This window comes from Halomonas sp., assembly GCF_033549285.1.
Lineage (GTDB): Bacteria > Pseudomonadota > Gammaproteobacteria > Pseudomonadales > Halomonadaceae > Halomonas.
The window spans coordinates 1-13,261 of sequence record NZ_JAWSUJ010000024.1 but is presented as its reverse complement, the minus strand read 5'-3'; the positions used below and the strand labels follow the sequence as shown (position 1 = coordinate 13,261).

Annotated in this window: 12 protein-coding genes and 1 pseudogene; 9 read left to right on the top strand and 4 right to left on the bottom strand. The window is 68.9% G+C overall.

The annotated features are described in order from the left end of the window. Positions 1-79 precede the first annotated feature (79 nt). Positions 80-847: a DUF1338 domain-containing protein gene (locus tag SCI24_RS07435; RefSeq protein ID WP_318724787.1), complete on the top strand. Its 768-nt coding sequence runs from the start codon at positions 80-82 to the stop codon at positions 845-847. 186 nt (positions 848-1,033) lie between these two features. On the opposite strand, the gene SCI24_RS07430 is transcribed toward SCI24_RS07435, so the two are convergent. Next, positions 1,034-1,696, bottom strand: coding sequence for a CoA transferase subunit B (locus tag SCI24_RS07430; protein WP_318724786.1), 663 nt, complete (start codon positions 1,694-1,696; stop codon positions 1,034-1,036). 52 nt (positions 1,697-1,748) lie between these two features. After that, positions 1,749-2,450, bottom strand: coding sequence for a CoA transferase subunit A (locus SCI24_RS07425; RefSeq protein WP_318724785.1), 702 nt, complete (start codon positions 2,448-2,450; stop codon positions 1,749-1,751). Positions 2,451-2,597: 147 nt separating this feature from the next. Here SCI24_RS07425 and SCI24_RS07420 point away from each other — a divergent pair, with 147 nt between their 5' ends. From SCI24_RS07420 to SCI24_RS07395, 6 genes are all read left to right on the top strand, one after another. Continuing rightward, a complete protein-coding gene (locus SCI24_RS07420; protein WP_318724784.1) occupies positions 2,598-3,503 on the top strand; it encodes a LysR family transcriptional regulator in 906 nt (301 codons plus the stop codon). Between the two features lie 72 nt (positions 3,504-3,575). Beyond that, the gene (locus SCI24_RS07415; protein WP_318724783.1) at positions 3,576-4,448 is read left to right on the top strand and encodes an acyltransferase; all 873 of its coding nucleotides are present in this window, start codon (positions 3,576-3,578) and stop codon (positions 4,446-4,448) included. After that, positions 4,394-5,323 carry a M23 family metallopeptidase gene (locus SCI24_RS07410; protein WP_318724782.1) on the top strand — a complete coding sequence of 310 codons (930 nt, stop codon included), beginning with the start codon at positions 4,394-4,396 and terminating at the stop codon, positions 5,321-5,323. The genes SCI24_RS07415 and SCI24_RS07410 overlap by 55 nt, the downstream gene beginning before the upstream one ends. Positions 5,324-5,448: 125 nt before the next feature. Then, positions 5,449-6,609 carry a glycosyltransferase family 1 protein gene (locus SCI24_RS07405; protein WP_318724781.1) on the top strand — a complete coding sequence of 387 codons (1,161 nt, stop codon included), beginning with the start codon at positions 5,449-5,451 and terminating at the stop codon, positions 6,607-6,609. Beyond that, positions 6,581-7,123: a phosphatase PAP2 family protein gene (locus SCI24_RS07400; RefSeq protein WP_318724780.1), complete on the top strand. Its 543-nt coding sequence runs from the start codon at positions 6,581-6,583 to the stop codon at positions 7,121-7,123. Before SCI24_RS07405 ends, SCI24_RS07400 begins: the two co-directional genes overlap by 29 nt. Positions 7,124-7,162: 39 nt before the next feature. Continuing rightward, a complete protein-coding gene (locus SCI24_RS07395; protein WP_318724779.1) occupies positions 7,163-7,792 on the top strand; it encodes an alpha-ketoglutarate-dependent dioxygenase AlkB in 630 nt (209 codons plus the stop codon). A 105-nt stretch (positions 7,793-7,897) separates the two neighbouring features. Here SCI24_RS07395 and gcvT read toward each other — a convergent pair whose 3' ends face one another. Both gcvT and SCI24_RS07385 read right to left on the bottom strand, forming a co-directional pair. Continuing rightward, positions 7,898-9,007, bottom strand: a complete 1,110-nt coding sequence (gene gcvT, locus SCI24_RS07390) for a glycine cleavage system aminomethyltransferase GcvT (protein WP_318724778.1) — start codon at positions 9,005-9,007, stop codon at positions 7,898-7,900. Positions 9,008-9,082: 75 nt separating this feature from the next. Next, a complete protein-coding gene (locus SCI24_RS07385) occupies positions 9,083-10,489 on the bottom strand; it encodes a sodium:alanine symporter family protein (RefSeq protein WP_318724777.1) in 1,407 nt (468 codons plus the stop codon). Positions 10,490-11,019: 530 nt separating this feature from the next. Here SCI24_RS07385 and gcvH point away from each other — a divergent pair. Further along, positions 11,020-11,412, top strand: coding sequence for a glycine cleavage system protein GcvH (gcvH, locus tag SCI24_RS07380; protein ID WP_133637758.1), 393 nt, complete (start codon positions 11,020-11,022; stop codon positions 11,410-11,412). 140 nt (positions 11,413-11,552) lie between these two features. Then, positions 11,553-13,261 (top strand): annotated as a pseudogene (locus SCI24_RS07375) (glycine dehydrogenase (aminomethyl-transferring)); the annotation flags it as partial.

Below are 13,261 nucleotides of genomic sequence, written 5' to 3'. Positions count from 1 at the left end.
TTGAATGCCGCTGCGGACCCGCTGCCTATACTGGCGGCGTGCAGGCGCACAGGGCATCACGACAGAGGGACAAGGCACGATGCAACGGGAAGAGTTCGTCCAGCAGCTGTGGCTGGACTATATCCACCAGCACCCGGACGTGGGCGGACTGCGGCTCTGGCCCGTGGAGGCGCCGGCGGAGTACCTGGCGATCCTGACCCTGAACCATGGCCCCTGGGCGATGGAGGCCCTGCTGCCGACCCTGGTGCGGTATGGCTATCGGCCGCACCAGCGCTACGCCATGGCCGATCGCGGCCTGCTCGCCACCCTGTTAACCGCACCGGACGACGGGGCCTGGGTCGTGCTCGCCGAACTCCAGCTCGGCACCCTCTCGCGCCAGCCCCGCGAGCGTCTCCAGCAGCTGGTCGGCAACGCCGACCCCCGCGAGGCCCGCAGCCAGGCCCTGCTCTGCCACGGCCGCCCCTGGCCGATGCCCGACTGGGACACCTATCAGGCCCTGCACCAGGCCCACCCGCTGGCCGGCTGGCTCTCGGTGATGGGGCCAAGGATGCACCACGCCGGCTTCGACTGCCAGCGCCTGGGGCGCGACATCGCCACGCTCGATGGCCAGCTGCGCCAGGCCGGCCTCGCCGGCAGCAACGACCGCCACCACGGCCTCTTCCCCGTCTCGCCGCTGCTCGACTACCGCTTCTACGCCACCAGCTCGCGACGCCTGGCCTTCGCCGAGGGCGACGAGCATCGCGTCGGCCTCGGCGGGCTCGCCCTGGTCCAGAAGCAGGTCAGCGCCAACCAGGAGCGCGCCGCCGAGCTCCTGCTGCCCCACCACACCCGCTGCGAGCTCTCCTGACCCCGGTCATCCACAGATTCTGTGGATAACGCTGTGCATCATCACGTTTGAAGGGTGCCCAGGGCGGGCGGCCAGGGGGCCCGGCGCGAAATGGTCAGTTTTTCGACACTCGTCCTTCGATGTCCCTTACGAAAGCGGCCCGGACAGGAGTCCGGGCCGCAGGCCTTGCCGACAACGGGGAGTTCATCACTCCTCGAAGGTCATCTCCGGGACGTGGTCGGGCACCACCAGCTTGCCGGCGGTCAGCGACTTGATCTCCTCCACGGAGACGCCCGGGGCGCGCTCCTTGAGGTGGAAGGCGCCATCCTTGATCTCCAGGTAGGCAAGGTCGGTCAGCACCCGGTTGATGCAGCCCGCGCCGGTCAGGGGCAGATTGCAGGACTCGAGCAGCTTGGACTCACCGTGCTTGGAGGCGTGGGTCATGGTGCAGATGATGTTCTCGGCGCCGGCCACCAGGTCCATGGCGCCGCCCATCCCCTTGATCAGCTTGCCGGGGATCATCCAGGAGGCGATGTTGCCGTTCTGGTCGACCTCGAAGGCCCCCAGCACGGTCAGGTCCACGTGGCCGCCGCGGATCATGGCGAAGGATTCGGCCGACGAGAAGATCGCCGCGCCCGGACGGGCGGTGACCGTCTCCTTGCCGGCGTTGATCATGTCCGGGTCGACCTCCTCCTCGGTGGGATAGCGCCCCATGCCCAGCAGGCCGTTCTCGGACTGCAGCATCACGTCGATGCCGTCGGGGATGTAGTTGGCCACCAGGGTCGGGATGCCGATGCCCAGGTTGACGTAGAAGCCGTCCTCGAGTTCGCGCGCCACGCGCATTGCCATCTGTTCGCGAGTCAGTGCCATCTTGTTGCCTCTTGTGGTCGGTGGAGAAGCGGTCGTGGAAAAGCGGCGGGGCTCAGCCCTTGCGCACGGTGCGCTTCTCGATGCGCTTCTCGAAACTGCCCTGGATGATGCGGTCGACGTAGATCCCCGGGGTGTGGATCTGGTCGGGCTTGAGCTCGCCGGGCTCGACGATCTCCTCGACCTCGACCACGGTGATCTTGCCCGCGGTGGCGGCCATCGGGTTGAAGTTCTGGGCGGTGTCGCGATAGACGACGTTGCCGTAGCGGTCGGCCTTCCAGCCCTTGACGATGGCGAAATCCCCCACCACCGACTCCTCGAGGATGTAGTGGCGGCCGTTGAACTCGCGCACTTCCTTGCCCTCGCCGATCGGGGTGCCGTAGCCGGTGGCGGTATAGAAGGCCGGGATACCGGCGCCGCCGGCACGCATCTTCTCCGCCAGGGTGCCCTGGGGCGTGAGGATCACCTCGATCTCGTCATTGAGCATCTGCTGCTCGAAGAGCGCGTTCTCGCCGACGTAGGAGGCGTGGATCCGGCTGATCTGCTTGTCCTCCAGCAGCAGGCCCAGGCCGAAGCCGTCGACGCCGCAGTTGTTGGACCATACCGTCAGGTCATTGACGCCGCGGCGCTTGATCTCGGCGATCAGGTTCTCGGGGATGCCGCAGAGGCCGAAGCCGCCAGCGATCACGGTCATGCCGCTCTCGATGCCGTCCATTGCCTCTTCGTAGGAATACACACGCTTGTCGAATCCGGCCATAGTGGCGCCTCGCGTTGTTGTGGAGTGAGTGGTGGAGTGAGTGGGCAGAATGTCAGGCCAGTGTTGCCGCTGCCAATATATTTGTTAAGTTTGTTTTATTTATCGATTGATCCGTTTTGCTGATAAATTTGACCTTGGTAGCATGCCATGACCGTCAAGCAACTGCGCGCCTTCCTCGCCGTGGCCCGGACCCTGAGCTTCACCCAGGCCTGCGAACACCTTCACCTCTCCCAGCCGGCCCTGAGCCTGGCGATCAAGGGACTCGAGGAGAGCCTGGGCGGTCGCCTGCTGATCCGCAGCACCCGCAGCGTGCGGCTTACCCCGGAGGGTGAGTCGCTGGTGCCCCTGGCCAAGCGCCTGATCGCCGAGTGGGACAACACCGAGGAGCTGCTGCGCCAGCGCTTCACGCTGCAGCTGGGCCGCCTGGCGGTGGCCACCATGCCCTCCTTTGCCAGCAACCTGCTGCCCCCTGCCCTGCGCGTCTTCCGCCAGCGCCATCCGCGGGTCAACGTCACGGTCCATGACGTGATCAACGAGCAGGTGATCGAGATGGTGCGGGCCCGTCAGGTGGAACTGGGGCTGGTGTTCGAGCCGGAGGCCACCGGCAGCCTCTCCTTCACCCCCCTGTTTCGCGACCGCTTCGTTGCCGTGGTGCCGGCGGGATCGCGCCTCGCCGGGCGCTCGCGGCTCGGCTGGCCGACGCTGATGACCCGCGACTTCATCGCCCTGCAACGCCCCTCCATGGTGCGCCGGCTGCTCGAACAGGCGCTGGAGAGTCGCGGCCTGACCCTGCCCGCCGCCTTCGAGTGCCACCAGCTGGCCACCGTGGGCCGCATGGTGGCCAGCGGCCTGGGCGTCAGCGCGGTCCCCTCGCTGTGCATCGCCCAGATGCAGGAGCTCGGGGCCGTCTGCGTGCCCCTCGATGACCCGGTGATCGAACGCGACGTCGGCGTGCTGACCTGGAACACCCACGAGCTGTCGGTGGCCGCCCTGGCGCTCCAGGAGGTGCTCGCCGAGACCATCCGCACCCCCGACCTGGCCGCGGGACGTTGACCCCGACCGCTGGGCAGCCCGCGGCCGATCCATTAGCATGGGCGGCTCGTGAATCCGGCCGAGGAGACAGGCATGCCGACCCTCAGGGGGCTCGTCAGCATCCTGCTGCTGACTCTCACCACCCTCGCCTGGGGGGTCCCGCTGATCCTGCTCACCCTGGTCAAGCTGGTGACCCCGGGGCGGCGACTGCGCCGCCGGGTGCTTTCGGCCCTCAACCGGGTCGCGCTCAACTGGGTGGGCAGCAACCTCTGGTGGATGCGTCGCTGGCTGAGGCCACGCCTGGAGATGACTCTGCCCGAGGGACTCTCCCGCGACCAGTGGTGGCTGGTGCTCTCGAACCATCGCAGCTGGACCGACATCTTCCTGCTGTTCTTCGCCCTGCACCGGCGCATTCCCATGCCCCACTTCTTCGTCAAGCGCCAGCTGATCTGGATCCCCATCGTCGGCCTGGCCTTCTGGGCCATGGAGTTCCCCATGCTGCGCCGGCTGACCCGCGAGCAGCGCGAGCGCAACCCCCAACTGGCCCGCCGTGACCGCGAGGCCACCGAGCGCATGTGCCGCCACGCCCGGGAGCGCCCCATCGCCATCTACAACTTCGTCGAGGGGACCCGTTTCACCCCCGCCAAGCAGGCCGCCCAGGATTCCCCCTACCGCCACCTGCTCAGGCCCCGCGCCGGCGGCATCGCCCAGGTGGTGAGCCTGCTCGGCGACCGCCTCGGCGGCATCCTGGATGTCACCCTGCACTACGACAATCCCGCCCCCAGCTTCTGGGGCTTCCTCTGCGGCCGCGAGGGACGGGTGCGGCTGGAGGCCCGCCGCCTGGCGGTCCCGGCCTGGATGCTCGAGGGCGACTATCACGACGACACGGACTACAAGGAACGCTTCCAGTCATGGCTCAACGCCCTGTGGCAGGACAAGGATCGCCGTCTCGACTCATCGCGCTGACCCTGCTGCTCGGCCTGGCGCTGCTGCTGGCCGGCTGCGCCGGGCGCGGTGGCGAGGGACGAACGGGTGAAGCGATCGCCGGCGAATGGATCACCATCCAGCGCGGCGACACCCTGGGCGAGATCGCCCGTCGCGCCGAGGTGCCACTGGTACGACTGGAGCGCTTCAACCCCGGGGTCGATGCCCGGCGCCTGGCCGTGGGCCAGCGACTCCTTGTCCCCGGACGCGACGAGCGGGCCCCCTCAGGGGGCCCCTACCGCTACCGGGTGCGTCCCGGGGACACCTACAGTGCCATCGCCCGGCGCTTCGGCGGACGCGCCGACCGGATCCAGGCGGCGAACCCCGGCATCTCGCCCACCAGCCTCAGGGTCGGCCAGCTGATCCAGGTACCGCTGGGGGGCCGGCAGGCCGCCTCCTCGGGGAGTACCGGCAGCAAGGCGTCCGACAAGCGCCAGGCCGCCCGGCCGGCGAGCAGGCGCCTGCCGGACCCCGGCGGCCTGCCCGCTTCCGCACGGGGCTGGCCCTGGCCGCTGGAGGAGTACCGGGTCGAGCGCGCCTTCGGTGCCGACGGGCGCGGCACGCTGCAGCCCATGCTGCTGGCCACCGGACGGGGCAACCGCGCCCGTGCCGTGGCCGACGGCGAGGTCCGTTTCGCCGACAGCATGCGACAGCTCGGCCAAGTGGTGATCGTACACCATGCCGACAACCTGCAGAGCGTCTATGCGCTCTGCGCGAGGCCGCTGGTGGCCAATGGCGACGCGGTAAAGCGCGGGACCCCGGTGTGCGAGGTCGGCCGGCAGGATGGCAGCCCGCGGCTGCTCTTCGACATGCGCCACGGGGGCAAGCCCATCGACCCGGCCCAGGTACTGCGCTGACCAAGGCGGCGCTGCCCGGCCTGCCGTCATGCCTTGTTCATCGCCGTGACGCGCGCCTGTCATGCCCAGCCGCCATCCTCGGCGGTGTCAGCCCCCTTCGGGCCTGCCACCGCACGAGGAGCCCCATGCGCATCTGCCTGGTCAGTGAAACCTGGTCCCCCGACATCAACGGCGTCGCCCATACCCTCGGCCAGATCGGCGAGGAACTGCGCCGGCGCGGCGTGGCCCTCCAGCTGATCCGGCCCCGGCCGGCAGACGGCGCCGTGCCGCGCGCCGAGGGGATGGAGGCGGAGCTCCGGGTCCACGGGCTGGGCCTGCCCGGCTACCGCCAGGTGCGTATCGGCCTGCCGGCCACGGCGGCCATCCAGCGCCTGTGGCGCCAGCAACGCCCGACGGCCGTCTACCTGGCCACCCAGGGGCCGCTGGGCTGGTCTGCCCTGCGCGCCGCCGAGCGGCTGGGCATCCCGGTGGTCAGCGGCTGGCACACCAACTTCGACCACTACTGCCGCGACTATGGTCTGCCCTGGCTGGCGCCGCTGGTGCTGCGCCGCCTGCGCCACTTCCACAACCGCACGGCCGCCACCCTGGTGCCGACCCGTGCCCAGGCCGAGGCGCTTGCCGGCCGCGGCTTCGCCAACCTGCGGGTCATGGCGCGCGGCATCGACGGCCAGCGCTTCTCGCCGGCCCATCGCGACCCGGCCCTGCGCGCCGCCTGGGGCAGCGATGCCCATCGTCCGGTGGCGCTCCATGTCGGACGCCTCGCCGCCGAGAAGAACCTCGACCTGTTGCGCGACACCTTCACGGCGATGCTCGCCGCCCGCCCGGACATCACCCTGGTAGTGGTCGGCGACGGCCCGGGACGGGCCGCGCTGCAGCGCGCCCTGCCCGACGCCCACTTCGCCGGTTTCGTCGACAGGGAAAGCCTGGTGCGCCATTACGCCAGTGCCGACCTCTTCGTCTTTCCCTCGATCTCCGAGACCTGGGGCAATGTGGTCCTCGAGGCCATGGCCAGTGGCCTGGCCGTGGTGGCCTTCCGCCATGCCGCCGGCGCCGAGCTGATCGACGACGACCTCAACGGTGTCAGCCTGGCGGTGGGTGACGAGGCCGGCTTCCGGGAGGCCGCCGCGACCCTCTGCCAACAGCCTGCCCGCTATGCCCGTCTGGGGCGCGCCGCCAGGGAGCGCGCCCTGACGTACCGCTGGTCGGCGATTGCCGATACCTTCCTCGCCACCCTGGCCCAGCCCCGGGAGACCCACGATGAAGCCGCATCCGCCTGCCGTGTTTGAACGCCTCGACCTCATCGAGTGGCAGCTCTGCCGACGCCTGGCCGGCTTCAACGTCCACCCGCCCTGGCTGGCCCTGCTGCGCCTTTGCAGCAAGCTGGGAGACTGGCCGCTGTGGGTCGCGCTGATCCTCGCCCAGCCGCTGCTCCACCCCGCCGGCAGCGGCCAGCGGATGGCCCAGTATATCGCCACGGCCCTGGTGGCCATCGGCCTCTACCGAGTGCTGAAGACCCGCCTGTGTCGCGAACGCCCCTTCATCACCTTCCGCGGCATCATCAACTGCAGCGAGCCCGCCCGGGACCGCTACAGCTTTCCCAGCGGCCATACCATGCATGCCGTGCTGTTCTGCGTGATGACCGCCGCCCATGCCCCCTGGCTGCTGCCCTGGCTGGTTCCCGTCGCGCTGCTGATCGCCGTCTCCCGGGTGGGTCTGGGGCTGCACTACATCAGCGATGTGCTGGCCGGCGCCCTGCTGGGGATGGGCTTTGCCCTGGCGAGCCTGCAGCTGGCCGGCTGATGCTGGTCGCCAGGGGGCGCGGGATGGCATCCTGGCGTCATGACGTTGCCCACTCTCCTGCCGGGCGAGCGCCTGCTCGACTCGCCTGCCCTGACCCTCCAGCACGGCCTGCTCGGTGAGCCCGCCGCCAGCAAGGCGCTGGCACGGCTCGACCGCGAACTTGCCTGGCAGCGCCCCACCCTGCGTCTCTACGGACGTGAGCATCCGATCCCGCGCCGCCAACTCTGGATGGGGGACCCCGACGCCCGTTACTGCTACTCGGGCCGGGACTTCCTGCCCGAGCCCTGGCACCCCGCGGTGGCGGCCCTGCGCGACCGGGTGGTCAGCGCGCTGGCCGACGCCGGCACCCGCTCCCGCTTCAACAGCGTGCTGCTCAATCGCTATGCCGGCGGCGAGGAGCGCATGGGCTGGCACAGTGACGACGAACTCGAGCTTGGCCCGGCGCCGCTGATCGCCGCGGTGAGCCTGGGGAGCGAGCGGCCGCTACGCTTTCGCTGGAAGGACCGCTCCCGTGAGGCCTTCAACGTCTGGCTGCCCCATGACAGCCTGCTGGTGATGGGGGCCGGCGTGCAGGAGAGTCTGCAGCATGCCCTGCTGCCGCGCCGGCTGCCCGGGCTGCGCATCAGCCTGACCTTCCGCCTGGTGAACCCGACCGCGCCCCCCGCCTGACACGTCGCCGTCCTTGATGCTTGTGCTCCATGATGAAACGGCCATCCCGGGTCGGGATGGCCGCCATTGGGCACCTAGATAGATAACGGTATAAAAAGGCAGGCGTCAGCCCCGATGGTACCCGGGCGTGACGAAGGGCATCCTGGTCACCGTCATCGGCAGGCGCTTGCCCCGCACCTCGGCATACACCGTGGTGCCGACCTCGCTGGCCTCGATGGCCACGTAACCCATCGCCACCGGCCGGCCGATGCTGGGACCGAAGCCGCCGGAGGTCACCTGGCCCAGCCGGTTCTCCTCGGCATCGTAGAGTTCGGCCCCCTCGCGCACCGGGGCGCGGCCCTCGCCGAGCAGGCCCACCCGCTTGCGGCGATGGTCCTTCTCCGCCACCTGGTGCAGGATCAGGTCGGCCCCGGGGAAGCCACCGGCCCGCTCGCCACCGCGACGGCGCGGCTTGCCGATGGCCCAGATCAGCCCCGCCTCCACCGGCGTCGTCCCGGTATCGATATCGTGGCCATAGAGGCACAGGCCCGCCTCGAGGCGCAGCGAGTCACGCGCCCCCAGGCCGATCGCATCCACCTCCTCTTCCGCCAGCAGCAGGCGCGCCAGGGCTTCGGCCTCCTCGGCGGCTACCGAGATCTCGAAGCCGTCCTCGCCGGTGTAGCCGCTGCGGCTGGCCCAGACCTCGATGCCCTCGATGGTGAAGTGGCCATGCTGCATGAAGACCATCTCGCACGCCTCGGGACACAGGCGCTGCATCACCTCGGCCGCCTGGGGTCCCTGCAGCGCCAGCAGGCCCCGGTCGACGACCTCCACCTCGTGGTCGGGCAGGCCGCGGCGCAGGTGGGCGATATCCTGTTCCCGACAGGCGGCGTTGACCACCAGGTAGAGGTGGTCCCCGGCATTGACCACCATCAGGTCATCCAGGATGCCGCCCTCCTCGGCGGTGAACAGCGCGTAGCGCTGCATGCCCTCGGTCAGCCCGACGATGTCCGCCGGCACCAGGCTCTCCAGCGCCTCGGCCGGATTCGGGCCGCGCAGCAGGATCTGCCCCATGTGGGAGACATCGAAGAGCCCGCAGGCACGGCGGGTATGCTCGTGCTCGCGCTTGACCCCCAGCGGATACTGAACCGGCATGTCGTAGCCGGCGAACGGCACCATCTTGCCCCCCAGTTCCAGGTGCAGGGCGTGCAAGGGGGTATGCTTGAGTTCACTCATGTCGTCATCACTCATGGCTTGGGGGCCAACGCAAGAGAGGTGCCCTTCTGGACACCTCTCTTGCGCGACGCTCCCTCAGGATTTGTCGTGGTCCAGCTCCTCGCCCGGCAGGATCTCCTTACCGTCGAAGTAGTCACGGGCCAGCTTGAAGACCACCGGCGACAGCAGCGCCAGGGCGATCAGGTTGGGGATGGCCATCATGGCGTTGAAGGTGTCGGCCATCAGCCAGATGAAGCCCAGCTGGGCCATGGCACCCAGCGGGATCGCCAGAACGAACAGCACCCGGTAGAGCATGATCGAGCGGGTGCCGAACAGGAACTGGAAGCACTTCTCGCCGTAGAAGGACCAGCCGAGGATGGTGGTGAAGGCGAACACCGCCAGCGCCAGCGACACGATCTGATTGCCCATGCCCGGCAGGGCGGCGTCGAAGGAGAGCGCGGTCAGCGACGCCCCGGCCTCGCCGGTCTCCCAGACCCCCGCGGTCAGGATGACCAGCGCGGTGATGGAGCAGACGATGATGGTGTCGATGAAGGTACCCAGCATGGCGATCAGGCCCTGGCGAACCGGGTTCTTGGTCTGAGCCGCGGCGTGGGCGATGGGGGCGCTGCCCAGGCCCGCCTCGTTGGAGAAGATGCCGCGTGCCACGCCGAAGCGGATCGCCGCCATCACCGCCGCGCCGGCGAAGCCACCCATGGCCGCATGCGGGTTGAAAGCGTAGTAGAAGATCATGCTGAACGCCTCGCCGATCTGGCCGGCGTTGATGATCAGCACGACCAGGCCGGCCAGCACGTAGAGGATCCCCATGACCGGCACCAGCTTGCCCGCCACCTTGGCGATGCGCTTGATGCCGCCGAGGATCACGGCGCCGGCCAGCACCATGATCACCACCCCGGTGATCCAGTGCGGCAGGCCGAAGGTGGAGTCCAGGGCATCCGCCACGGAGTTGGACTGCACGGTATTGCCGATGCCGAAGGCCGCCACGGCGCCGAAGAAGGCGAAGGCGCCGCCCAGCCACAGCCACTTCTTGCCCAGGCCGTTCTTGATGTAGAACATCGGCCCCCCGACGTGGTAGCCGGTGCTGTCGGTCTCGCGGAAGCGCACCGCCAGCACCGCCTCAGCGAACTTCGTCGCCATGCCCACCAGGGCCGTGATCCACATCCAGAACACCGCCCCCGGGCCACCCAGGGCGATAGCGGTGGCCACGCCGGCGATGTTGCCGGTGCCGATGGTGGCGGAGAGTGCCGTCATCAGGGCATTGAAGGGCGATATCTCGCCGTCCTCATGCTTCTCGGGCTTCTTGCCGGGTTCCGGCTTCTTGTCACGCCCCTGCCACATCAGCTTGAAGCCGGTACCGAGCTTGCGGATCGGCATCAGCTTCAGGCCGAGTTGCAGGTAGAGGCCCACCCCCAGCAGCAGGATGAGCATCAATGGCCCCCATACCACGCCATTGATGGCACCGAAGATACTGTTCAAGGTTTCCACGAGAGTCTCCCTTATTCACGCTTGTTGTTGTGACCCGCCATTCACGCCGGGTATCGCCTGACCTCGGGAAAGACGAAATGGCATGGACGAGCCAGGCTTCGACGAAAGATCGACAGGACGAACGCCTTCACGATAGCGGATCCTGCCACTGATGCACCAGCCCGATGAACCGGAGGAGACACCTCGGCCGCACCGCTCGCCATGACGCCACCTGTTTCCGATCGGAAACGCGGGAAGCCTACTGTCGGCGGCGCCAAGGAGCAAGGAGATGGTGCCTGGCACCGCCGGACGCCGAGGCGCGCCCCGGATCCCGCCCGCCATGCGCCGTGCGGCCCGGTCGCATCCCAGTTCCCCCCGGCAGCAGGCCTCACGCCGGGCCCGCCACTGGACGAACCGGCCCCGGCGGACCACCCTGTGAACGGGTCGAGGAGCGCAAGGCATCGAACCGACCCACCGGGAGGACTCGCCAAATGCCGCCAATGGCGTTAGCATTCGCGGATCCGAAAACCTTTTTCGTATAGGAAATCACGATGAGCTCTATCCCCGCCAACCTGCGCTATGCCGAAAGCCATGAATGGGTCCTCGACAATGGCGACGGCACCGTGACCATCGGCATCACCGACCATGCCCAGGAGGCGCTGGGCGACGTGGTCTTCGTCGAGCTTCCCGAGGTGGGCCGCACCCTGGCCGTGGGCGACGAGTTCGGCGTCATCGAGTCGGTCAAGGCCGCCTCCGACCTCTACGCGCCGGTGGCCGGCGAGATCCTCGCGGTCAACGAGGCCCTCGAGGATGCGCCCGAGACCGTCAATGAGTCGCCCTACGAGGATGGCTGGATCATGAAGGTACGCCTCGAGGACGCCAGTGTCCTCGACGACCTGCTCGATGCCGACGCCTATCAGGCCGTCGCCGCCGACGAGGAGTGATCCTCACCCCGGCGCCCCTCGGCACCGGCCAGCCGTGCCGGCCGCCGACGACGGGCGCCATTTCCGGCCTCGTCCCTGACGGGGCCGGCCCGTTTCGATGATTCCCGGGGCGAGGCCCCGTCACGCACACAGGGTGTTCCATGGCTTTCGACAACCGCCGTCTGGCCGATCTGGCCGCTCACGATGCCTTCCTCCAGCGCCACAACGGACCGGCCGGCGCCGACGTGGACAGCATGCTCACCTCCCTCGGCATGGAGAGCCTGCCCTCGCTGATCGAGGCCACCGTCCCCGCCGACATCCGGCTGGGACGTGAGCTGGACCTGGACCCGCCCAAGAGCGAGGCCGAGGCCCTGGACTACCTGCAGCGCCTGGCCCGCCAGAACCGGGTCGTCAAGAGCTACATCGGCCAGGGCTACTACGACACCCACCTGCCGACGGTGATCCAGCGCAACGTGCTGGAGAACCCGGGCTGGTACACCGCCTACACGCCCTACCAGCCGGAGATCTCCCAGGGTCGCCTGGAGGGCCTGCTCAACTTCCAGCAGATGGTCATGGACCTCACCGGCATGGAACTGGCCAACGCCTCGCTGCTCGACGAGGCCACCGCCGCCGCCGAGGCCATGGCGCTGTGCAAGCGCGCCAACAAGAAGGCCAAGAGCGACACCTTCTTCGTCGCCGAGGACGTCTTCCCCCAGACCCTGGACGTGGTGCGCACCCGCGCCGCCTGGTTCGGCTTCGAGCTGGTGGTGGCCCCGGCCGAGGAACTCGCCGAGCATGAGGTCTTCGGCGCCCTGCTGCAGTACCCCGGCGACAGCGGCCCAGTCCGCGACCTGGCGCCGCTGATCGAGACCGCCCGCGAGCGCGGCGTGATGACCTGCGTGGTGGCCGACCTCATGGGCCTGGTGCTGCTCAAGGAGCCGGGGGCGCTGGGCGCCGACATGGTGGTGGGCTGCTCGCAGCGCTTCGGCGTGCCGATGGGCTACGGCGGCCCGCATGCCGCCTTCTTCGCCACCACCGACAAGCTCAAGCGCTCGATCCCGGGCCGCATCATCGGCGTCTCCAAGGACAGCCGCGGCAACACGGCGCTGCGCATGGCCATGCAGACCCGCGAGCAGCACATCCGCCGCGAGAAGGCCACCTCCAACATCTGCACCGCCCAGGCCCTGCTGGCCAACATCGCCGGCTTCTACGCCGTCTACCACGGCGCCAAGGGGCTGCGCACCATCGCCTCGCGCATCCACCGCCTGACCACCATCCTGGCGACGGGGCTGGCGGAAAAGGGCGTCACCCTGGTCCACGACAGCTGGTTCGACACCCTGCGCCTGACCGGCGTGGACGCCGGCAAGCTCCATGGCCGGGCCATGACCCAGGACCTCAACCTGCGCTACTTCGCCAATGGCGACGTGGGCCTGAGCCTGGACGAGACCACCACCGCCCACGATGTGGACGTGCTGTTCGACGTGCTGCTCGGCGAGGAGCACGGCCTCTCGGTGCGCGAGCTCGACGACCGGGTGCTGGCCGAGGGACTCACCGGCATCCCGGCGGCCTGCCGGCGCGAGTCGGACTTCCTGACCCACCCGACCTTCCGCCGCTACCACAGCGAGACGGAGATGCTGCGCTACCTCAAGCGCCTGGAGAACAAGGACCTGTCGCTGGCCCACGCCATGATCCCGCTGGGCTCCTGCACCATGAAGCTCAACGCCACCAGCGAGATGATCCCCATCACCTGGCCGGAGTTCGCGCGCATCCACCCCTTCGCGCCCCGCGACCAGGTGGCCGGCTACCGGCAGATGATCGACGAACTGGCCGCCTTCCTGGTGGAGGTCACCGGCTACGACCACATCTCCAT